Source organism: Streptomyces sp. DSM 15324 (genome assembly GCF_001514285.1).
GTDB lineage: Bacteria > Actinomycetota > Actinomycetes > Streptomycetales > Streptomycetaceae > Streptomyces.
In genome coordinates this window covers 189,532-209,651 of the sequence record NZ_KQ949025.1, presented here as the reverse complement: position 1 = coordinate 209,651, position 20,120 = coordinate 189,532, and the positions used below count along the sequence as shown (strand labels likewise).

General features: G+C 71.7%; 21 protein-coding genes. 9 read left to right on the top strand and 12 right to left on the bottom strand.

Features of this window, described 5'->3' with window-relative positions; translation table 11 throughout:
* Positions 1 to 222: 222 nt before the first annotated feature.
* On the top strand, positions 223 to 687 hold the full coding sequence (locus AQJ58_RS11210) for a sec-independent translocase (protein ID WP_067248261.1): 465 nt from the start codon (positions 223 to 225) through the stop codon (positions 685 to 687).
* A 138-nt stretch (positions 688 to 825) separates the two neighbouring features.
* A complete protein-coding gene (locus AQJ58_RS11205) occupies positions 826 to 1,488 on the top strand; it encodes a hypothetical protein (RefSeq protein ID WP_067248258.1) in 663 nt (220 codons plus the stop codon).
* A 108-nt stretch (positions 1,489 to 1,596) separates the two neighbouring features.
* Here the strand turns inward: AQJ58_RS11205 and AQJ58_RS11200 are convergent, their stop codons facing one another.
* The 3 genes from AQJ58_RS11200 to AQJ58_RS11190 are packed head-to-tail and all read right to left on the bottom strand — an operon-like array spanning position 1,597 to position 4,718.
* Complete coding sequence (locus AQJ58_RS11200) at positions 1,597 to 2,730, bottom strand: Mrp/NBP35 family ATP-binding protein (RefSeq protein WP_067248256.1); 1,134 nt, start codon at positions 2,728 to 2,730, stop codon at positions 1,597 to 1,599.
* 43 nt (positions 2,731 to 2,773) lie between these two features.
* Complete coding sequence (locus tag AQJ58_RS11195) at positions 2,774 to 3,388, bottom strand: DUF1003 domain-containing protein (protein ID WP_067248253.1); 615 nt, start codon at positions 3,386 to 3,388, stop codon at positions 2,774 to 2,776.
* Positions 3,378 to 4,718: a magnesium transporter MgtE N-terminal domain-containing protein gene (locus tag AQJ58_RS11190; RefSeq protein WP_067248252.1), complete on the bottom strand. Its 1,341-nt coding sequence runs from the start codon at positions 4,716 to 4,718 to the stop codon at positions 3,378 to 3,380. The genes AQJ58_RS11195 and AQJ58_RS11190 overlap by 11 nt, the downstream gene beginning before the upstream one ends.
* Positions 4,719 to 4,938: 220 nt before the next feature.
* Between AQJ58_RS11190 and AQJ58_RS11185 the strand changes: the two genes are divergently transcribed.
* Positions 4,939 to 5,688, top strand: coding sequence for a hypothetical protein (locus AQJ58_RS11185; protein WP_067248249.1), 750 nt, complete (start codon positions 4,939 to 4,941; stop codon positions 5,686 to 5,688).
* Between the two features lie 75 nt (positions 5,689 to 5,763).
* On the opposite strand, the gene AQJ58_RS11180 is transcribed toward AQJ58_RS11185, so the two are convergent.
* Positions 5,764 to 6,285 (bottom strand): hypothetical protein, encoded by a 522-nt coding sequence (locus tag AQJ58_RS11180; protein ID WP_067248247.1) that lies wholly within the window; start codon positions 6,283 to 6,285, stop codon positions 5,764 to 5,766.
* Between the two features lie 35 nt (positions 6,286 to 6,320).
* A complete protein-coding gene (locus tag AQJ58_RS11175) occupies positions 6,321 to 7,466 on the bottom strand; it encodes a magnesium and cobalt transport protein CorA (RefSeq protein WP_067248245.1) in 1,146 nt (381 codons plus the stop codon).
* A gap of 454 nt (positions 7,467 to 7,920) precedes the next feature.
* Here AQJ58_RS11175 and AQJ58_RS11170 point away from each other — a divergent pair, with 454 nt between their 5' ends.
* The 4 genes from AQJ58_RS11170 to AQJ58_RS11155 all read left to right on the top strand — a co-directional run bounded on the left by AQJ58_RS11170 (position 7,921) and on the right by AQJ58_RS11155 (position 11,493).
* Complete coding sequence (locus AQJ58_RS11170) at positions 7,921 to 8,505, top strand: suppressor of fused domain protein (RefSeq protein WP_079078861.1); 585 nt, start codon at positions 7,921 to 7,923, stop codon at positions 8,503 to 8,505.
* 648 nt (positions 8,506 to 9,153) lie between these two features.
* Entirely contained in the window at positions 9,154 to 9,795 is a 642-nt protein-coding gene (locus AQJ58_RS11165; protein ID WP_067248240.1) for a DUF6758 family protein, read from the top strand.
* 179 nt (positions 9,796 to 9,974) lie between these two features.
* Positions 9,975 to 10,835, top strand: coding sequence for a PHP domain-containing protein (locus tag AQJ58_RS11160; protein WP_067248237.1), 861 nt, complete (start codon positions 9,975 to 9,977; stop codon positions 10,833 to 10,835).
* A gap of 52 nt (positions 10,836 to 10,887) precedes the next feature.
* Positions 10,888 to 11,493 (top strand): MarC family protein, encoded by a 606-nt coding sequence (locus tag AQJ58_RS11155; RefSeq protein ID WP_067248235.1) that lies wholly within the window; start codon positions 10,888 to 10,890, stop codon positions 11,491 to 11,493.
* A gap of 72 nt (positions 11,494 to 11,565) precedes the next feature.
* Here AQJ58_RS11155 and AQJ58_RS42425 read toward each other — a convergent pair whose 3' ends face one another.
* Complete coding sequence (locus AQJ58_RS42425; protein ID WP_099054039.1) at positions 11,566 to 11,718, bottom strand: hypothetical protein; 153 nt, start codon at positions 11,716 to 11,718, stop codon at positions 11,566 to 11,568.
* Between the two features lie 193 nt (positions 11,719 to 11,911).
* Here AQJ58_RS42425 and AQJ58_RS11150 point away from each other — a divergent pair, with 193 nt between their 5' ends.
* Entirely contained in the window at positions 11,912 to 12,808 is an 897-nt protein-coding gene (locus AQJ58_RS11150) for an NYN domain-containing protein (protein WP_067249639.1), read from the top strand.
* On the opposite strand, the gene AQJ58_RS11145 is transcribed toward AQJ58_RS11150, so the two are convergent.
* Together AQJ58_RS11145 and AQJ58_RS11140 are read right to left on the bottom strand one after the other, a co-directional pair.
* Positions 12,809 to 13,696 (bottom strand): alpha/beta fold hydrolase, encoded by an 888-nt coding sequence (locus tag AQJ58_RS11145; protein WP_067248232.1) that lies wholly within the window; start codon positions 13,694 to 13,696, stop codon positions 12,809 to 12,811. It lies immediately after the preceding gene.
* Positions 13,697 to 13,791: 95 nt separating this feature from the next.
* Positions 13,792 to 16,683 carry a DEAD/DEAH box helicase gene (locus AQJ58_RS11140; protein ID WP_067248229.1) on the bottom strand — a complete coding sequence of 964 codons (2,892 nt, stop codon included), beginning with the start codon at positions 16,681 to 16,683 and terminating at the stop codon, positions 13,792 to 13,794.
* 512 nt (positions 16,684 to 17,195) lie between these two features.
* Here AQJ58_RS11140 and AQJ58_RS11135 point away from each other — a divergent pair.
* Complete coding sequence (locus AQJ58_RS11135; protein ID WP_067248226.1) at positions 17,196 to 17,990, top strand: ferritin-like fold-containing protein; 795 nt, start codon at positions 17,196 to 17,198, stop codon at positions 17,988 to 17,990.
* Between the two features lie 22 nt (positions 17,991 to 18,012).
* Here AQJ58_RS11135 and AQJ58_RS11130 read toward each other — a convergent pair whose 3' ends face one another.
* From AQJ58_RS11130 to AQJ58_RS11115, 4 genes are all read right to left on the bottom strand, one after another.
* Entirely contained in the window at positions 18,013 to 18,282 is a 270-nt protein-coding gene (locus AQJ58_RS11130) for a hypothetical protein (protein WP_067248224.1), read from the bottom strand.
* Positions 18,283 to 18,486: 204 nt separating this feature from the next.
* A complete protein-coding gene (locus tag AQJ58_RS11125) occupies positions 18,487 to 18,714 on the bottom strand; it encodes a DUF3107 domain-containing protein (protein WP_067248221.1) in 228 nt (75 codons plus the stop codon).
* A 146-nt stretch (positions 18,715 to 18,860) separates the two neighbouring features.
* Positions 18,861 to 19,502 (bottom strand): TetR/AcrR family transcriptional regulator, encoded by a 642-nt coding sequence (locus AQJ58_RS11120; protein WP_067248218.1) that lies wholly within the window; start codon positions 19,500 to 19,502, stop codon positions 18,861 to 18,863.
* A gap of 265 nt (positions 19,503 to 19,767) precedes the next feature.
* Entirely contained in the window at positions 19,768 to 19,989 is a 222-nt protein-coding gene (locus AQJ58_RS11115; RefSeq protein ID WP_067248216.1) for a hypothetical protein, read from the bottom strand.
* Positions 19,990 to 20,120: the final 131 nt, after the last annotated feature.

Here is a 20,120-nt window from a genome sequence, read left to right as displayed (position 1 = left end):
CAGGCTGTGCACAGGGATTGACAGAAACCTCACAGACCGGACCCCGAAACCCCGTACGACAAGGCAAACAACGCGGAAAACCGACGGTGCGCACCCGGTCGGGCAGCGCGGGACAGTACCGGTCGGACAGGTGCGACAGGTACCGTGGACCCGGCCCGGACCACGGAAGACCTGACCTGACCGCCGAGGGCCGAGGACCGCGGACATCCCAAGGAGCTTCAGGTGTTCAATGACATAGGACCGCTCGAGCTGGTGACGATCGTCGTCCTGGCCGTGCTCGTCTTCGGTCCGGACAAGCTCCCGAAGGTCATCCAGGACGTGATGCGCACCGTCCGGAAGATCCGTGAGTTCTCGGAGAGCGCCAAGCACGACATCCGCGCCGAACTGGGTCCGGAGTTCAAGGACTTCGAGTTCGAGGATCTCAACCCCAAGACCTTCATCCGCAAGCAGCTCGACAACGACGAGCTGGGGCTGAAGGAGATCCGCAACGGCTTCGACATCAAGAAGGAGATGGCCGAGGTCACCGAGGCCGTCCACAGCCGCGACACGGACTCGTCCTCGTCGTCTTCTGGGTCTTCTGCGTCTTCTGGGTCCTCTTCTTCGTCCGGCGGGCGCATCGACATGACGAAGAAGCCCGAGGAGCCGGGCAAGGACGACCGCCCGCCCTTCGACTCCGACGCCACGTGATCTTCGCCGCCTGACGGCCGCCTTCCCCGCTGTGCGCGACCGGGTGGCTATGCTGCCTGGTTGTTGTGCGGAGCGGACGAGTACGCCCGAAGGGGGGCGGGCCGGACCGTTCCGTCGAGAGCGAGGAGGCGTCCGGGCATGGAGACGACGAGTCGGGCAGTCGAACAGGTGCCGGCCGCGGAGGGTGGACAGCAGGTCCCCTCCGCTTGGCGCACCGTCGACGGCTACCTGGAGGCACCTTTCCCGTGGTACGGCCTCGACGAGGCCTTCACGGGGCCGCGCTGGCTGATGCAGGTGGGGACGGCGGCCGACGGGGCCGTCGAACACGGTTCCATCGGACACGGTGACGAACCCTCGGTGCGGCACGAGACCGCCGGGGAGGACCGGGGGAGATTCGCGGTCGTCGTCACCGTCGCCGCCAACCCGTCCCGCAGGAGCGCCGACGGGACGGGGCTGCTGGAGGCCACCTCGGTGTCCTCGGCGGCCTGGCTGGCGGGCGTGGGGCTGCTGTCCTTCACCTGGCCCGGGCAGATGGACCACAGTCTGCGGGACGACTGGCTGGACCAGCAGACGGAGACGGCGTGGGCGCTGGCGGACGACCTCGCCGGACCGGAGTGGTCGAGCCTGTCCCTGCCGGTGGACGGGGTGCCCACGCCGTTCCACTACCGCGAGTCGGAGTTCGGGTGGGTGCTGGCCGGGTCCACCGGGCAGGGGGTGCACCTCGGGGCGTACGGGAGGGGCATGAGCGCGTACGGGCTCGGCTTCTCGGTGATCAAGGACATCGCCGAGTACGCGGTCTAGGCCGGTGGGGAACTGCGGGCCGTTCGCGGCCGGTCGCGCAGTTCCCCGCGCCCCTGAGTCGGCCGACGAGCCGGCTGATGAGCCGGCCGGCCCTCAGGTCGGTCGTGCCTAGAACTTGTTCTTGGGGGTGATCCCGAGCGACAGCCCCGAAAGGCCCCGCTGCCGTCCGCCCAGCTTCCCCGCGATCGCCCGCAGCGCCGCACCCGCCGGAGAGGACGGGTCCGTCAGGACCACCGGCTTGCCCTCGTCGCCGCCCTCGCGCAGGCGGACGTCGATCGGGATGGAGCCGAGGACGGGGACCGTGGCGCCCGTCGTGCGGGTCAGGCCGTCCGCGACGAGCTGGCCGCCGCCCGTGCCGAAGACGTCGACCATCTCGCCGCAGTGCGGGCAGGGCAGGCCGGACATGTTCTCGACCACGCCGACGATCTTCTGGTGCGTCTGGACGGCGATCGCGCCCGCACGCTCGGCGACCTCCGCCGCCGCCTGCTGCGGGGTGGTGACGACGAGGATCTCCGCGTTCGGGACGAGCTGGGCCACCGAGATCGCGATGTCGCCGGTGCCGGGCGGCAGGTCCAGGAGGAGGACGTCCAGGTCGCCCCAGTAGACGTCCGCGAGGAACTGCTGGAGCGCGCGGTGGAGCATCGGGCCGCGCCAGACCACGGGGGTGTTGCCGGGGGTGAACATGCCGATGGAGATGACCTTCACGCCGTGCGCCGACGGCGGCATGATCATGTTCTCGACCTGGGTCGGACTGCCGTCCGCGCCGAGCATGCGGGGGACGCTGTGGCCGTAGATGTCCGCGTCGACCACGCCCACCTTGAGCCCGTCGGCCGCCATCGCCGCCGCCAGGTTCACCGTCACCGAGGACTTGCCGACGCCGCCCTTGCCGGACGCCACCGCGTAGACCCGGGTGAGGTTGCCGGGCTTGGCGAAGGGGACCTCGCGCTCGGTCTGACCGCCGCGCAGGGCGTTCGCCAGCTCCTTGCGCTGCTCGTCGCTCATGACGTCGAGCGTGACGTCGACACGGGTGACACCCTCGACCCCGGAGACCGCCTCGGTCACCCGCTGGGTGATGGTCTCGCGCATCGGGCAGCCGGAGACCGTCAGGTACACGGTGACCGCGACCGCCCCGTCCGCACCGATCTCCACCGACTTGACCATCCCCAGCTCGGTGATGGGCCGGTTGATCTCGGGGTCGTTCACCGTCGCCAGTGCCTCGCGCACCGCGTCTTCGCTAGCCATAAGGACGATGGTACGGCGCCCCCGGGGCCCCGCGGCCAGCCCCTCAGCGGTCGTCTGTGTCACGTCCCGGCGACCGATCTGCCGGGAATACCACCTTGCCCTCATGACCCCGGTGGCCGTCGCGCCGGTCGTCCAGCTCCTTGAGCATGTCCTGCAGCTCGTTGCGGATCCAGTCGCGGGTGGCGACCTCGCCGAGGCCCATCCGCAGTGCCGCCACCTCCCGGGTGAGGTACTCGGTGTCGGCGATCGACCGCTCGTTCTGCTTGCGGTCCTGTTCGAGGTTGACACGGTCGCGGTCGTCCTGCCGGTTCTGCGCGAGCAGGATCAGCGGGGCGGCGTAGGAGGCCTGGAGGGACAGCATGAGGGTGAGGAAGATGAAGGGGTAGTTGTCGAAGCGCAGGTCGTGCGGGGCGAAGACGTTCCACAGCACCCACACGATGATGACGACCGTCATCCAGACGATGAACCGCCCGGTGCCGAGGAAGCGCGCGATGCGCTCGGAGAGGCGGCCGAAGGCCTCCGGGTCCCACTCGGGCACCAGTCGGCGCCGGGGCGGCCTCGGCTGGTCGAGCCGAACGCGCGGGCGGGTGGTCGCGGTCGCGCCGGAGAGGGTGCGCTCGCGCGCGTTCTCCCGCGTGCCGTCGCGCTCAGGAGCCATGGGGGACCACCCCCTTGCCCGACTCGCCGGCCGTCCGGTCGCCCGTCTCCTCGTCCGCCTCGTCCGCCTCGTCGTTGAGGTGGAACTCCGTCTCCCGCCAGTCGTCGGGCAGCATGTGGTCCAGTACGTCGTCCACGGTGACGGCGCCGAGCAGCGCCCCCGCCTCGTCCACCACGGGCGCCGCGACCATGTCGTACGTAGCGAAGAACCCGGCGACGACCGGCAGCTGGGCCTCCGGGTCGAGCGCCTGGAGGTCGTCGTCGAGGACCGCGCTGACCAGCGTGTACGGCGGTTCGCGCAGCAGCCGCTGGAAGTGCACCGTGCCCAGGTACTTGCCGGTGGGGGTCTCGTCGGGCGGGCGGCAGACGTAGACCTGGGCCGCCAGCGCCGGGGACAGGTCGGCGTTGCGGACGCGCGCGAGGGCGTCGGCGACGGTGGCGTCGGGGCGCAGGACGATCGGCTCGGTGGTCATCAGACCGCCGGCCGTGTGCTCCTCGTAGGACATCAGCCGCCGCATGTCGGCCGCGTCGTCGGGCTGCATCAGGCTCAGCAGCCGCTCCTTGTCCGCCTCGGGCAGCTCGGCCAGCAGGTCGGCCGCGTCGTCGGGGTCCATGGCCTCCAGGACGTCCGCGGCGCGCTCCTCCTTCAGCTTGCCGAGGATCTCGATCTGGTCGTCCTCCGGCAGCTCCTCCAGCACGTCGGCGAGACGGTCGTCGTCGAGGGCGGCGGCGACCTCGGCGCGCCGTTTCGCGGAGAGGTGGTGCAGCACGTTGGCGAGGTCGGCGGGGCGCAGCTGCTCGAAGGTGGCGAGCAGGCTCTCGGCGCCCTGTCCGTGTTCCTCCAGGGAGAACCCGGTCACCGCCGACCAGCCGACCGTGAGCGTCTCGCCCTTGGCCCGCCGGAAGGCGCCGCCCTTCCTGCCCTTGCGCACGAAGACCCGGGTGATCTCCCACTCCCGGCGGGCCGGCAGCTGCTGCACGGACACATCGAGGACGGTGACCTCCTCGCCGGTCTCGACGAGGGTGACGCGCCGGTCGAGCAGTTCCCCGAAGACGAGCCGCTCGGTGGGCCGCTGCTCGAAGCGGCGGACGTTGAGCACGCCGGTGGTGATGACCTGGCCGGACTCGATGCCGGTCACCCGGGTCATGGGCAGGAAGATCCGGCGCCGGGTGGACAGTTCGACGACCAGGCCGAGCAGCCGCGGGGGACGGCGTCCGACGCGCAGCATGACGACCAGGTCGCGTACACGGCCCACCTGGTCACCGCTGGGGTCGAAGACCGGGACACCGGCGAGGTGCGAGACGAAGATCCGGGGGGCACCGGCTGCCATGGCTGTGGTTCCCTGCTTCCTTTTGCGTACCGCGGTGCGGCTGTTCTCCTTTTTCGGACCGCCTTCCCAATTGCCCGCTCGTGCGGGCTTCAGGCTAGCCCGTCCCGATCGGATACGCCCTGGTGAGCGGTCCGTACGGACCCGTTCCGAGGACGGTGCCGGGCCCCGGTACGCTGCCGTACGCCGCTGAGCCCACCTCCGCAGAAAGGCACGCCTCTCCGTGACTGCGAATCCCCAGAGCCGTACCCGCCGGGCCGCGCTGGTGAGCGCGCTGTGCGCACTGGTCGTCGGCCTGGGAGCGGGGTGCGCCGAGGATCCGGACGCGGGCACGAACGGGGTGGGCAAGCTGCCCGCCGCGCAGATCCAGGCGAAGACGAAGAAGGCCGCCGGGTCGGTGGACGCGGTGCGGCTGTCGGGGACCGTGGTCACCAGCGGCCGTACGTACCGGCTCGACATGCGGCTGAAGGAGGACGGCGGCACCGGGTCGGTGACCTCGGAGGGGGCCGCGTTCCATCTGCTGCGGGTGGGCGAGCAGCTCTTCCTGAAGGCCGACTCGGCGTTCTGGACCCATGAGGACGGCACGTCCGGCGACGACGCCAAGGACACGGCCGCGGCGGACAAGCTCGACGGCAAGTACGTGAAGGTGCCGTCGGGGGACCCCTCGTACAAGAAGTTCAGCGTCTTCACGGACAAGGACCTCCTTCTCGACGGTCTGCTGACCCTGCACGGTTCGGTGAAGACGGACGGCCACCACGAGCAGTCCGGCACCCGCACCATCCGCATCACCGGGGACGGCGGCGACGGCGGCACGCTGGACGTCTCCCTTGAGGGCGAGCCGTACCCGCTGCGCCTGGTCCGGGCGGGCGGCGCGGGCACCCTGACCTTCTCCTCGTGGGGCAAGGACTTCCCGTTGCAGGAACCGAAGAAGGACGAGACGGTCGACTACGGCAAACAGCTCCCGACGTCGTAGAGGGCGCCGCGCGCCCTTCAGGGAACAGCTGCGCCCTTCGGGGGGTGCTACGCCCTTCGGGGAGTGCTACGCCCTTCAGGGGGTGCTACGCCTTCTCCGCCGGACCAGCAGCCGGTGCAGCCCGGCGGGGATCGCCTCCCGCGTCGTGGCCGGCGACGGTACCGGCCGCGCCGCCAGATCGCCGTCGGGCAACGGCAGCACACCCCCCGACGGCTCCAGGCGCAGCACCCGGCACTCCCGCGCCCAGCGCTCCGTCATCGCCTCGCCGTCGGGAGCGTTGAGCCGCTTGCCCTTGAGCTCGGCGACGGCCGCCTCCCACTGCTCGGACCCCGGCGTGAGCCGGACGACCGCGGCGGTCCAGGTGACCAGCCGGCCGCCCTTGTCCTTGCTGCGGACGGTGACCTCGGCGGAGCCGCCCTCCGCGAGCCCCGGCAGCGGCTGCTCGCCGGGCCCGTCGCCGACCACGCAGGCCGCGCCCTCGTGCCACGCGTGCCACAGCGCACGCGCGGCCGGTTCGCCCGCGCCCCGGACCCAGATGAGGCCGGACTTCTTGGTGGCCTCCTCGACGAGGGCCTGGTCGAGCAGCTCGCTAGTCATGGCGTCCAGCCTAGTCAGGACCGGTCCGGGCCCGGTCACAGCCAGCCGTTGCGCTTCAGCGTGCGGTGGATGCCGACACACATCCCGACCATGACCGTCATGACGACGGGGTAGCCGAACTTCCAGTGCAGTTCCGGCATGTAGTCGAAGTTCATGCCGTACACCCCGCAGACCATCGTCGGTACGGCGATGATGGCCGCCCAGGACGTGATCTTGCGCATGTCCTCGTTCTGGGTGACGGAGGCCTGCGCGAGGTTGGCCTGGAGGATCGAGTTCAGCAGCTCGTCGAAGCCGACGACCTGCTCCTGGACGCGGGCGAGGTGGTCGGCGACGTCCCGGAAGTACTTCTGGATGTCGGGGTCGACCAGCCGCATCGGCCGCTCGCTGAGCAGCTGCATCGGGCGCAGCAGCGGGGAGACGGCCCGCTTGAACTCCAGCACCTCCCGCTTGAGCTGGTAGATCCGGCCGGCGTCGGTGCCGCGCGGGGTGCCCTTGCGGCCCGGCGAGAACACCTCGGTCTCGACCTCGTCGATGTCGTCCTGCACAGCGTCGGCGACCGCGATGTACCCGTCGACGACGTGGTCGGCGATGGCGTGCAGCACCGCCGAGGGCCCCTTGGCGAGCAGCTCGGGGTCGTCCTGGAGGCGGTGGCGCAGCGCGCGCAGCGAACCCTGGCCGCCGTGCCGGACGGTGATGAAGAAGTCCTTGCCGGTGAAGCACATGACCTCACCGGTCTCCACGACCTCGCTGTTGGCGGTGAGCCGGTCGTGCTCGACGTAGTGGATGGTCTTGAAGACGGTGAACAGGGAGTCGTCGTAGCGCTCCAGCTTGGGGCGCTGGTGGGCCTGCACCGCGTCCTCCACGGCCAGCGGGTGCAGCCCGAACTCGCTCGCGATACCGGAGAATTCGGCCTCGGTCGGCTCGTGCAGCCCGATCCACACGAAGCCTCCGTCGCGCCGCACCTGGCGCATGGCCTCCTGCGGGGTCAGCGCGTGCCCGAACTGCACGCGGGAGCCGTCGCGGTAGACGGCGCAGTCGACGACGGCCGACGGCATCGCGGGGTCGCGCGTGGTGTCGTAGGCACCGGTGTCCACCCGGACACCGCCCTTGCGGACGCCGACCTTGAGCAGGGAGGGGCGGGCGGGACGGACGACGGCACGCAGGTCGCGGATCATCGACATGGCAGGGCTCCTTCGCGTCGGGCAACGAAAGGCCGTGACGGGTGGAACTACCCGGAATGGGGACGTCCTGCTTCGGATGTTTGGCACGTCCACAAAGCGGGGAGCACCGCACCGTCGCGGTGGCGAGTTCGCTGCTGATTCAGATCAGACAGATCAGGCAAAACGAAACGAAGTGCTCTTCCGCGTGAAAGACGCGAACAGGAAAGGACGGCGGTCAGCCGGAACCAGAGGAAGCTGCCTCAGCGGCCGGAAGAGCGAGTGGTACTGCACGGGTGACTTCGATCCATGACAGCCCCACCTCCTCCAGCCGGTCCCTCGTAAGGGAGTCCCATCGGCGTCGGGGCAAGATCGCGACGCTTCGGCGTGCTGCCCCGAACCACCGGCTCAGAGTATCAGTCGCCTGAAGTGTCAAGGCGCTGCTTTGCCCGGTACTGACGAGTTCTATGCTCGCGACATGGCTGATGTTCTTCCTCTCGTCGAGGCCCGGTTGCGTACGGCGCTGGGCGAGCCGGACGCCCGCGCGGCGGTCACCTTCCTCGGTACGGACCGGGTCGAGGTGCTCCGTTTCCACGAGGGCGACATCGTCCGCTACGCCACGCTCGGCATGTCGGCGCAGCCGATGGCGGACCCCACCGCGGTCCTCGCCGACCCCGTCAAGGGCCCCCGCGCCGAACTGGTCCTCTCCGTGCGGGGCGGCCTCGCCGAGACCGACAAGGTGCTCAGGCCGCTGGCCGTGCTCGCGGCTTCTCCGCAGGTCGAGGGGGTGGTCGTGGCGCCCGGAGCCTCCCTGGACGTGGGTGAACCGCTGTGGCCCGGGGCTCCGTTCACCTCGGTCCTGGTCGCCGAGCCGGGCGGCCTCGTGGCGGATCTGGACCTGGACGAGCCGCTCGACCCGGTCCGCTTCCTCCCGCTGCTCCCCATGACCCCGAACGAGGCGGCCTGGAAGCGGGTGCACGGCGCCCAGGCCCTCCAGGAGCGCTGGCTGACGCAGGGGACGGACCTGCGGGATCCCGCCCGCAGGTCCGTATCGCTCGACTGACGCTTCGTGAGGAAGGTCACCAACCGGTGGCCGAAAAGCATGGGTTGGCGAAACGCACGGCCCGTGGGTTCACGCACACGCCGACCGGTCCTCGGTGGCGTGTCGCACTGTCAGCTCCTCGATCTTCGGTGCGAAGTCAGGGCGCCCGCCGCGGCGAACCACCGCGCCGGTCCGGTGGGGGCTCCCCGGGAACCGGCGGGCTCGGCGGGCCCGGTGAGCGGCGAGATCCTCCGGGCGGGCTTCGGCTGCTCCGCCAGGAACGCCGTGAGGCACAGGACCCCACCGCCATCGGGGAGCGCGGTGCCGGAGAAGGGGGGCGCCGGCTCGCGTCGCCGAGCACCGCGCCGAGCAGGGGGCCGCAGGCCGTGCCGCCGCAGGACCCTGCTGCTCGGGCTCGCGTTCGTCATTGTCTTCGCGGGCCTCGCGGGCCTCGCGGGCCTCGCGGGGACCTCGGGCCCCTCGCCGTCATCGTCGGCGCGGCGGCCATCCTGCTGTACGACCGGATCGCGGCGGTGACGACGGAGGCGCCGACCGGGTGGGACCGGGTCATTAATGCAAGCTACATGCATCCGGGTCCGGTGAACCCGTTCCGGCCGGACGGGTGATCGTCCTTGACGTGGGCCTGCTCGGGTAGGACCGTGGGGCCCTATGAGGGGCGAACCCAGTTGCCCGAAGTGTGGTGGCCGGGTCAGGGCTCCCGGACTCTTCTCCGATTCCTGGCAGTGCGATGTGCACGGGACGGTGCATCCACTCCAGCCCGTGATCCCGCCCAGCGTCGAGGCCCTCAGTGTCGTGGTGCACCGCACCCAGGTGCCCGTGTGGATGCCGTGGCCGCTGCCGGTCGGCTGGCTGTTCACGGGCGTGACGTACGCCGGTGACGACCGCAGCGGCGGTCGCGCGACCGCGGTCGCCTGCTCCGGACCCGGCCCGCTGGGCGGGGTGGCCGAAATGATCCTCGTCGCGGAGGAGCTCGGGGTGGGGCTCGGCGCGCGGTACGCCGGGATCGACGGGCCCGACCCGGGGCCGTACATGAGCGTCGAGAAACCCGCGCAGGCGAAGGTGCTGGCCGTCGGCCGACCCACGCCGTTGTGGCATGTCTCCGGGGTGCCGGACGACCGGGCCGTGTTCGCGGGGGAGGCCCGCGGGCTGTGGTTGTGGGCGGTGATGTGGCCCGAGCAGGCCGGGCTGCTGATGTACGACGAGTTGGTGCTGACGGACCTGCGGGACGCGGGGGCGGAAGTGGAGCTGGTGCCGTGCGGGGCGTTGTCACCGCGCTTGCTCAAGCCGTGAGAGGTCCGTGGTCGGCTGCGGGTGGATGGGGCCTGCCGCGCGGTTCCCCGCGCCTGTTCAGGGCGGTTGCCCTGCCCTGCATGTAGGGGGTGAACCCCGCTTTCGGGTGTGACATTCGGTGTTCGAATCTGGGCTATGCTGAGGCGTCCCTTCCGTCTGCCGTCCCGCTGGGAGTTCCTGTGCGTATCGATCTGCACTGTCACTCCACGGCGTCCGACGGCACGGACACGCCCGCCGAGCTGGTGCGGAACGCCGCCGCCGCCGCCGGACTGGACGTCGTCGCCCTGACCGATCACGACACCACCCGCGGGTACGCGGAGGCGATCGGTGCGCTGCCCGAGGGGCTCACCCTGGTCACCGGTGCCGAGCTGTCGTGCCGGCTCGACGGGGTCTCCTTGCACATGCTGGCCTACCTCTTCGACCCCGAGGAGCCCGCCCTGCTCGCCGAGCGCGAACTGGTGCGCGACGACCGGGTGCCGCGGGCGCGCGGCATGATCGCCAAGCTCCGCGAGCTGGGCGTGCCCGTCACCTGGGAGCAGGTGGCCCGGATCGCCGGTGACGGTTCCGTGGGGCGGCCGCACGTCGCGACCGCGCTCGTCGAGCTCGGGGTCGTACCGAGCGTGAGCGACGCCTTCACCGAGGAGTGGCTCGCCGACGGCGGCCGGGCCTACGTCGAGAAGCACGAGACGGACCCCTTCGAGGCGATCCGGCTGGTCAAGGGCGCGGGCGGGGTCACCGTCTTCGCGCACCCCGGCGCCGACAAGCGCGGGCGTACGGTCCCCGAGGCCGCGATCGCCGAACTGGCCGCCGCCGGCCTCGACGGCATCGAGGTCGACCACATGGATCACGACGCGGACACCCGTGCCCGGCTGCGCGGGCTGGCGAAGGACCTCGGGCTCCTCGTCACGGGCTCCTCCGACTACCACGGCAGCCGCAAGACCTGTGTGCTCGGCGAGTACACCACCGACCCCGAGGTGTACGGGGAGATCACCCGGCGCGCCACGGGGGCGTTCCCCGTCCCGGGGACCGGCGGGGCCTGAGGGTCACCTCCGCCCGTCCGCCGTTCCTCTTTCCCGCAAGGCTTCTGCACTGATGTTCGACGTCGCCGTCTTCGGCTCTCTGTTCCTGACCCTTTTTGTCATCATGGATCCCCCCGGGATCACCCCGATCTTCCTCGCGCTGACCGCCGGGCGCCCCGGCAGGGTGCAGAAGCGGATGGCGTTCCAGGCCGTCTGTGTCGCGGGCGGTGTCATCACCGTCTTCGGGCTCCTCGGGCACCAGATCCTGAACTACCTGCACGTCTCCGTGCCCGCCCTGATGATCGCGGGCGGCCTGCTGCTCCTGCTGATCGCGCTCGATCTGCTCACCGGCAAGACCGACGAGCCCAAGCAGACCAAGGACGTCAATGTGGCGCTGGTGCCGCTGGGCATGCCCCTGCTGGCCGGGCCGGGCGCGATCGTTTCGGTGATCCTGGCGGTGCAGAAGGCCGACGGTGTCGCCATGCAGGTCTCGGTGTGGGTCGCGATCCTCGCCATCCATGTCGTGCTGTGGCTGGTCATGCGCTACTCGCTGCTGATCATCCGTGTCATCAAGGACGGCGGCGTGGTCCTGGTGACCCGGCTGGCGGGCATGATGCTCTCCGCGATCGCCGTGCAGCAGATCATCAACGGCGTCACCCAGGTCGTCCGCGCGAGCTGACCCGCGTCCACGCACAGAGCCCCGTACGGCGATCGGCGCCGTACGGGGCTCTGAAGTGTGAGGTCCCGCGGACTACGAGGCCGCGGAGTCGGCCGGTCGGATCCACAGCCGCTGCCCGATGGCGGCGGCGTCCTGCACGATCCGGTTGACGGAGGCGGCGTCCACGACGGTGCTGTCCACGGGCGTGCCGTCGACGTCGTCGAGTCGCATGATTTCGAAGCGCACAGGCTTCTCCCTTCGTCTGGTCATCCTCCTGGAGGATTGCTCGCTACATGAGGAGTCAACGGGCTGCGTGTTACAAACATTCCCTACGCTAAAGAAATTTTTCGAACGACTAATTACCCGTCGGTAAGAGTGTGTACGGAGACTGAACGGGATCGGTTGTGTTCACAGCGTGACCGCCGGGACAATGGAGGCGATGAACGACGACCTCCCGGCCCTCGCCGCCCGCATCGACCGCACGAACGAGCTGCTGACCCGCATGCTCGCCGAGGTGGCCAAGACGCCCTCGACCCATGCGATCTTCGTCGACGCGGGGTACCTCTACGCCGCCGCGGGCCGGCTGATCGCCGGGACGGAGGACCGCAGGGCCTTCGACCTCGACGCCGAGGGGCTGATCGAGGCGCTCATCGACCGCGCCCGCACGATCTTCGCGGACAGCAGACTGCTGCGCGTCTACTGGTACGACGGCGCCCGGCGCCGCATCCACACCGCCGAGCAGCAGTCCATCGCCGAACTCCCGGACGTCAAGGTCCGGTTGGGCAACCTCAACGCCAACAACCAGCAGAAGGGCGTCGACTCGCTGATCCGCACCGACCTGGAGTCACTGGCCCGGCACCGCGCCATCAGCGACGCGGCCCTGCTCGGCGGCGACGAGGACCTGGTCTCCGCGGTGGAGGCCGCCCAGGGGTACGGCGCCCGCGTCCACCTGTGGGGCATCGAGGCACCGGAGGGCCGCAACCAGGCCGAGCCGCTGCTCTGGGAGGTCGACAGCCAGCGCACCCTCGACCTCGACTTCTTCAAGCCGTACGTCGTCCGGCGCACCGCCCCCACCTACGAGGCGAGCAGCGCGAGCCGGCCCACCCGCGACGACGTCCGTTTCGTTGGCGCCCAGATCGCGGCGAAGTGGCTCGCGGCGCGTGGCCGGGAGGCCCTCGTCGAGCTGCTGCCCGGCCACCCCTACCTGCCCGGCTCCGTCGACCAGGACCTCCTCGTGGAGGCCGAGGGCATCCTGCAGTACTCCCTGCGCGGCCAGTCCGACCTGCGACGCGCCCTGCGCGACGGGTTCTGGGAGCACGTGCAGACGCAGTACTAGCTAGCCGCTGTGCGGGTGCCGGTCCCAGAAGTCGGCGAGACCCTGGGCCGTCGGCAGCGGCCGGTCCAGGTTGGGGGAGTGCTCGGCATCAGGGACCACGGTCCGGTCGGCCCGCAGCCGCAGGGCCATCTCGTCCAGCAGCGGCAGCGGCCAGGTGTCGTCCCGCGCACCCGACAGGACGTGGAACGGCAGCGGTACGGCGGCGAGTTCGTCGACGCGGTCGGGCTCCGCGCACAGCTGACGGCCGGTGGCGAGGAGCTGGGCGGGCTTGTGGTTCAGCCAGCGCAGCCGCAACTGCTCCGGATTCCCGAACCCGCGGGCCGGGCCGCCGACCTCCTCCGGCGGGCCCATCGCCACGATGGCCTCCCACACCGCGGGCATCGTCATCACGGCGAGCGCGTCGTGCAGCAGTTTCACCCGCAGCTTCTGCGACTCCGAGATCTCGGCCGGGCCCGAGGACATCAGGGTGAAGGACAGGAAGGGGGAGTGGTCCAGCAGGACCGCCGCACGGGCGATCTGGCCGCCCAGGGAGTGCCCGACCAGATGCACGGGGGTGCCGAGCGCCGCCGCCTGCGCGAGGACGTCCCTGGCCAACTCCTCGCGGGCGTACGGCGTTTCGTCGTCCGCCGGTCCGTCGGACTCGTTCTGTCCGCGTCCGTCCACCGCGACCGTCCGGTAGCCGCGTGCCGCCAAGGGCCCGTGCAAGTGGTGGAAGTCCTCCTTGCTGCCGGTGAAGCCGGGCATCAGCAGCGCCACGCCCCGCTCCCCGGCACCGGCGGCCGGCGGCGAGTCGACGACGGCGAAGTCACCGCGCGCGGTCCGCAGCGGGTACGCACGCGCACCGGGAGGCGGGGGGAACGGGGTCGAGGAGGAGGTCGGCCTGGTCACGTGCTGAGGCTACCCGCAGGCGGCAGCGTCAACGCCGACGGCCCGGCTCCTCCGTGGGGAGGAACCGGGCCGTCGGTCCGTGCAGCCGGTGCCGGTCAGCCGTCCGCGGGCTCCGCGACGGCCGTCGCCTTACGGGTGCGACGCACCCTCGGCTTCGCCTCGGCGGCCTCGTCCGGGGCGGTGGCCGCGGTCTTCCGGGTGCGGCGCGGCTTGGCCTCCGCTTCCTCGGCCGTGGCCTGCGCAGGGATCTCGGCCGTCACCGTGGTGGCGGCGGTCTTGCGCGTGGTGCGGCGGGGCTTGGCCTCGGCTGCCTCTACGGCTTCCGCGGGGGCGGCCGTCGTGGCGGTGGCCGTCTTGCGGGTGCGGCGGGGCTTGGCCTCGGCTGCTTCGGCGGTGTCCACGGCGGTCTCGGCCGTCACCGGGGTGGCGGCGGTCTTGCGCGTGGTCCGACGCGGCTTGGCCTCGGCTGCCTCTACGGCTTCCGCGGGGGCGGCCGTCGTGGCGGTGGCCGTCTTGCGGGTGCGGCGGGGCTTGGCCTCGGCTGCCTCGGCGGTGTCCACGGCGGTCTCGGCCGTCACCGGGGCGGCGGCGGTCTTGCGCGTGGTCCGACGCGGCTTGGCCTCCGCCTCCACGGCGGTGGCCTGGGCCGGGATCTCGGCCGTCGCGGCCGTCTCCGGGGCCTCGGCGACCTTGCGCGTGGTCCGACGCCGGGGCTTGGCCTCGGCTGCCTCGGCGGTGTCGACCACGGTCTCCGCGGGGGCGGCCGTCTTGGCGGTGGCCGTCTTGCGGGTGCGGCGGGGCTTGGCCTCGGCTGCTTCGGCGGTGTCCACGGCGGTCTCGGCCGTCACCGGGGTGGCGGCGGTCTTGCGCGTGGTGCGGCGCGGCTTGGCCTCGGCTGCCTCGGCGGTGTCCACGGCGGCCTCGGCCGTCACCGGGGCGGCGGCCGTCTTGCGGGTGCGGCGCGGCTTGGACTCGACGGCCTCGGTCGTGTCGACCGCGGCTTCCGCGGGAGCGGCGGCGGCGGTCTTGGCGGCGGTCTTGCGGGTGCGGCGCGGCGTGACCGCAGCCGTCTCCGCGGTGTCCACCGCAGTCTCCGCCGGGGTGGTGGTGGCCGTCTTCCGCGTGCGGCGGGGCTTGACCGCAGCGGCCTCGGCGGCCTCGGCGACCTCCGTGACCGGGGCCGTCCCGGCCGCCTCGACCGTCTCGGCCACGGCCTCGGCGGCCGGAGCCGCGGCCGTGCTCCTGCGGGTGCGGCGGCGCGGCGCGGCGGGGGCCTCGGGGGCCGTCTCCGTGCCCTCGGCCGTGGCCACGGCCGCTTCGGCGGACGGGGCCTGAGCCGACGTCAGCTCCGCGGCCTCGGCCGTCTCCGTGGCCGGGGCGGTCTCGGCGGACCGGCGGGTGCGGCGACGGCGCGGCTGGGCCGGGGCGTCTGTGGCCCGCGGGGCCTCGGGGGCGTCCAGGGACGGCCCTTCCGCGGTCGTCAGGGCCGCCTCGGCGGCCTCCGGCGCGGCGGGCGTCACCGTGGTCACGGCAGTCGCCTCGGCGGCCGCTCCGGCGCGCGTACGGCGTCGGCGGCGCGGGGTGCGGGGTGCGGCGGCCTCCTCGGCCACGGGCGTCTGCTCCGGCGTGGAGACCTCCGGCGCTCCGTCGAGCACGGCCCCGCCGCGCGTACGGCGCCGGCGGCGCGGCGTGCGGGCCGGACGCTCGCGCTCGGCGGAGCGGTCGGTGGAACGGGACTCGCCCCGGCCACCGCGCTCGGGCCGGCCGCCACGGCCACCGCGTGCGGTGCGGCCGCCCGGCTCGCCCAGGTCCTCCAGCTCCTCCGCGTCCAGACCGGCGCGGGTGCGCTCGGAGCGGGGCAGGACACCCTTGGTGCCGGCGGGGATGCTCATCTCCTCGTAGAAGTGCGGGGAGGTGGAGTACGTCTCCGGCGGATCGTTGAACGAAAGCTCCAGCGCCTTGTTGATCAGCTGCCAGCGCGGGATGTCGTCCCAGTCGACGAGCGTGACGGCGATGCCCTTGGCGCCCGCGCGGCCCGTACGGCCGACGCGGTGCAGGTACGTCTTCTCGTCCTCGGGCGTCTGGTAGTTGATGACGTGGGTGACACCCTCGACGTCGATGCCGCGCGCGGCGACGTCGGTGCAGACGAGGACGTCCACCTTGCCGTTGCGGAAGGCGCGCAGCGCCTGCTCGCGCGCCCCCTGGCCGAGGTCGCCGTGGACGGCGCCGGAGGCGAAGCCGCGCTGCTTGAGCTGGTCGGCGAGGTCGGCGGCGGTGCGCTTGGTGCGGCAGAAGATCATGGCGAGGCCACGGCCCTCGGCCTGGAGGATGCGCGCGACCATCTCCGGCTTGTCCATGTTGTGCGCGCGGTACACGTGCTGCGAGATGTTCGCGACGGTCACGCCCTCGTCGTCCGGCGCGGTGGCGCGGATGTGCGTGGGCTGCGACATGTAGCGGCGGGCGAGTCCGATGACCGCGCCCGGCATGGTCGCCGAGAACAGCATGGTCTGGCGGCGCGCCGGCAGCAGGTTGATGATCTTCTCGACGTCGGGCAGGAAGCCCAGGTCGAGCATCTCGTCGGCCTCGTCGAGGACGAGGGACCTGATGTGCTGGAGGTTGAGCTTCTTCTGGCCCGCGAGGTCGAGGAGCCGGCCCGGGGTGCCGACGACGACGTCGACGCCCTTCTTGAGGGCCTCGACCTGGGGCTCGTAGGCCCGGCCGCCGTAGATGGCGAGGACGCGCACGTTGCGCACCTTGCCGGCGGTCAGCAGGTCGTTGGTGACCTGGGTGCACAGCTCGCGCGTGGGGACGACGACGAGCGCCTGCGGGGCCTCGGTGAGGTCCTCGGGCCGCGCGCGGCCGGCCTCGACGTCGGCGGGGACGGTCACGCGCTCGAGGAGCGGGAGTCCGAAGCCGAGCGTCTTGCCGGTGCCGGTCTTGGCCTGGCCGATGACGTCCGTGCCCGACAGGGCCACGGGGAGCGTCATCTCCTGGATGGGGAAGGGAGTGGTGATGCCGACGGCCTCCAGGGCCTCGGCGGTCTCGGGAAGGATTCCGAGCTCTCGGAACGTCGTAGTCAGGGTGCTGCCTCTTCTGTGTACGCGGTGCGAGGCGAGCGCGGGGGTCTTTGACGGACCGTGCCGGGGACGTCGGCTGCCTTACGGGCCAACCGCGGGGCGGCGAGCCGTATGGCACGGGACCTCTGCCGACGCTCTAGCGCTCGTACCGCTGGAGGGTTCCCTCCGGTCGTCGTACGCGATGTGCCGTACGGCCGGGGAGGGCTGTCGGGTCGGAGCCGATCGGGCCACCGACCGGGCATCCTCATACGTGCGGCCCGTCGAATATTCGGCAGGCGCATTACCACCATACCCCGGAATCGCGCACATGCGATGGCCGATTCGGTCACGTTGTGGTTGTCACACCGTCGGACGTGGTCGTCCGCGTCGTCGCGGTCACACTGATTGACCAGGGACTTCCGGCGCGCGGTGAGCGGGCTATTGTGCGCTGCATGACCACCTCTGACAAGCCTGAGAACGCCCCCGAAGAGCCTGCCGAGCCTGCCGAGTCCACCGGGTCCGCCGAGGCCGCCGAGGCCGTCACGGGGATCGCCGCCCAGGACTGGGCGCGGGCCTCCGCCGATCCGCAGTACCGGGCCGCGGTCGTGGACCTGCTCGGCGCCCTCGCGTACGGCGAGCTGGCCGCGTTCGAGCGGCTCGCGGAGGACGCCAAGCTGGCGCCGACGCTGGAGGACAAGGCGGAGCTGGCGAAGATGGCCTCGGCCGAGTTCCACCACTTCGAGCGGCTGCGCGACCGGCTCACGGAGATCGGCGAGGAGCCGACCGCGGCCATGGAGCCGTTCGTGGCCGCGCTCGACGGCTTCCACCGGCAGACCGCGCCCTCGGACTGGCTGGAGGGCCTGGTCAAGGCGTACGTCGGCGACTCGATCGCCAGTGACTTCTACCGGGAGGTCGCGGTCCGCCTCGACAGCGACTCCCGCGCCCTGGTGCTCGCCGTGCTCGACGACACCGGGCACGCCGGCTTCGCCGTGGACCGGGTCCGCGCGGCGATCGACGCCGACCCGCGCGTGGGCGGACGGCTCGCCCTGTGGGCGCGCCGGCTGATGGGCGAGGCGCTGTCGCAGTCCCAGCGGGTCGTCGCCGACCGGGACGCGCTGTCGACGATGCTCGTGGGCGGTGTCGCGGACGGCTTCGACCTGGCCGAGGTCGGCCGGATGTTCTCCCGGATCACCGAGGCCCACACCAAGCGGATGGCCGCACTGGGGCTCGCGGCCTGACAGCCGCCGAGGCCCCGGGAGGCTACGCCGGGGCCGAGCGGCGCCGCAGCCGGCCGGCCGGGCGCAGCAGCAGGGAGACCGAGGCGACGGAGAAGACCGCCGCTCCGATCAGGCTCGGCAGCAGGGGGCCGGAGCCCAGTGCGCTGTGGGTGACGAAGTCACCGAACAGGGCTCCGGCGACACCCGTCGCGAGGACGAGGACGCGGACCGGCAGGCGGTGGGACAGGCACTGGAGCGCCGCCCACGCGAGCGCGAGACCGAGCACAGCGGAGCCGAGCGCTTCCAAGATCATGTGGGTCCCTCCCGGGCGGCGGGCCGTGCACCAAGGTCACAGCCCGTCCTACCCGTGACCTGCGGAAGGCAATCCTCCTGTGGGGACCACTTGTGTGGCCTGTGCGTCTGCGGTGAACGTGCGAAGGGGCCCGGCGGTCGTCCTGACCACCGGGCCCCTTCTCGCGATGCGTGCGCAGCGCTCGTGCCTTGCGGCGCTCGTGCCTTACAGCGCGCCGAAGCCCACCTTGCGCGGGGCCGGCTCGCCCAGCTCGACGTAGGCCAGGCGGTCGGCCGGTACGAGGACCTTGCGGCCGTGCTGGTCCACGAGGCTGAGCAGCTGCGACTTGCCGGCCAGTGCGTCGGCCACCACGCGCTCGACTTCCTCGGGAGTCTGACCGCTCTCCAGAACGATCTCGCGGGGCGCGTGCTGCACGCCGATCTTGACCTCCACGGCTATGTCCCTCCGACGGTCATGGGGTGCGCGGGCGTCCGCGCCGTACGCTGCACACATTAGCCCGGTGAGGGGACCTGCACGGCGCGGCCGTCCACGCCAGGAGCGAACAGCGGGCGGGAACAAACGGACGAGCGGGCCGTGGGTCAGTGCTGATCGGTGCCGTGCAGAGGGAAGCCGGCGATGCCGCGCCACGCCAGCGAGGCCAGGAGCTGCACCGCCTGGTCGCGCGGGACGCTGCGGTCGCTGTGCAGCCAGGAGCGCGCGACGACCTGGGCCAGACCGCCCATACCGGAGGCCAGCAGCATCGACTCGGGGCGGGAGAGGCCGGTGTCCTCCGCGATGACGTCGCAGATCGCCTCGGCGCACTCGGTGGTGACCTTGTCGACGCGCTCGCGCACGGCGGGCTCGTTCGTCAGGTCCGACTCGAAGACCAGGCGGAAGGCCCCGCCGTCGTCCTCGACGTACGCGAAATAGGCGTCCATCGTGGCGCGGACGCGCTGCTTGTTGTCGGTGGTCGACGCGAGCGCGCCCCGCACCGCCTGGATCAGCGACTCGCAGTGCTGGTCCAGCAGGGCGAGGTAGAGGTCGAGCTTGCCCGGGAAGTGCTGGTACAGCACCGGCTTGCTGACGCCCGCCCGCTCGGCGATGTCGTCCATGGCGGCCGAGTGGTAGCCCTGCGCCACGAAGACCTCCTGGGCGGCGCCCAGCAGCTGATTCCGTCGGGCACGGCGCGGAAGGCGCGTGCCTCGCGGGCGTGCCGCCTCTGTCTGCTCGATGGCTGTCACGCCGCCTCCCAAAGTCGTCCTCATGCGGTGAGCGCCGCGCCGCCATCGTACTTTTCGGTAACCGTGTGGCGCGCGGTGCGAGCGCAGAATTTCACGGACCGGACGATCACAAAAGCGGTACAGAAGGTTTTCAACCGGTGCAGTCCGGGCAGAATCCTCCCTCACTCCTGTTCGGCAGGCCTTCGTGGGCGCCGGGACGTCGGCAGTGGTCACGTCGGCTGTAGGGGCATGTCAGCGATATGGACGTGTCAGCGCTGGTGAGGCGTCAGCGGTAGTCGTCCTCGTCCAGCGAGACGACGCGCGTCTGTTCGACTTGATCCGCCTCGTTCGCCCGCGCGGGGTCCACGCCTTCCAGGGGGTCGTCGCGCGCCGGGGCGGCGTCCGCGTACTCCTCGGCGGCCGCGTTCTCCGGTTCCTCGACGTCGATCTCCCCGAAGTCGTCGTCCTCTTCCGTGAACGTCTCGGGGTCGGTGGGGTCAATCGCCATGGTGGGCTCCCTTCCAACGGACGCCCCCGGGACCACGCGGGGGCCATACACACGGGTGCCCTCAGTACGAGCCTAGGAGACACCCGTTTCGGACGCTATGCGATGTGCCCCCGAATCGCGCCGGTATCGGC

What these genes read in the sequence shown, in the direction of transcription:
- AQJ58_RS11205 (WP_067248258.1), top strand. Translation starts at nt 826, where the DNA reads ATGGAGACGACGAGTCGGGCAGTCGAACAGGTGCCGGCCGCGGAGGGT.
- AQJ58_RS11200 (WP_067248256.1), bottom strand. Translation starts at nt 2,730, where the DNA reads ATGGCTAGCGAAGACGCGGTGCGCGAGGCACTGGCGACGGTGAACGAC.
- AQJ58_RS11195 (WP_067248253.1), bottom strand. Translation starts at nt 3,388, where the DNA reads ATGGCTCCTGAGCGCGACGGCACGCGGGAGAACGCGCGCGAGCGCACC.
- AQJ58_RS11190 (WP_067248252.1), bottom strand. Translation starts at nt 4,718, where the DNA reads ATGGCAGCCGGTGCCCCCCGGATCTTCGTCTCGCACCTCGCCGGTGTC.
- AQJ58_RS11180 (WP_067248247.1), bottom strand. Translation starts at nt 6,285, where the DNA reads ATGACTAGCGAGCTGCTCGACCAGGCCCTCGTCGAGGAGGCCACCAAG.
- AQJ58_RS11175 (WP_067248245.1), bottom strand. Translation starts at nt 7,466, where the DNA reads ATGTCGATGATCCGCGACCTGCGTGCCGTCGTCCGTCCCGCCCGCCCC.
- AQJ58_RS11170 (WP_079078861.1), top strand. Translation starts at nt 7,921, where the DNA reads ATGGCTGATGTTCTTCCTCTCGTCGAGGCCCGGTTGCGTACGGCGCTG.
- AQJ58_RS11165 (WP_067248240.1), top strand. Translation starts at nt 9,154, where the DNA reads ATGAGGGGCGAACCCAGTTGCCCGAAGTGTGGTGGCCGGGTCAGGGCT.
- AQJ58_RS11155 (WP_067248235.1), top strand. Translation starts at nt 10,888, where the DNA reads ATGTTCGACGTCGCCGTCTTCGGCTCTCTGTTCCTGACCCTTTTTGTC.
- AQJ58_RS11150 (WP_067249639.1), top strand. Translation starts at nt 11,912, where the DNA reads ATGAACGACGACCTCCCGGCCCTCGCCGCCCGCATCGACCGCACGAAC.
- AQJ58_RS11140 (WP_067248229.1), bottom strand. Translation starts at nt 16,683, where the DNA reads ATGACGCTCCCCGTGGCCCTGTCGGGCACGGACGTCATCGGCCAGGCC.
- AQJ58_RS11130 (WP_067248224.1), bottom strand. Translation starts at nt 18,282, where the DNA reads ATGATCTTGGAAGCGCTCGGCTCCGCTGTGCTCGGTCTCGCGCTCGCG.
- AQJ58_RS11115 (WP_067248216.1), bottom strand. Translation starts at nt 19,989, where the DNA reads ATGGCGATTGACCCCACCGACCCCGAGACGTTCACGGAAGAGGACGAC.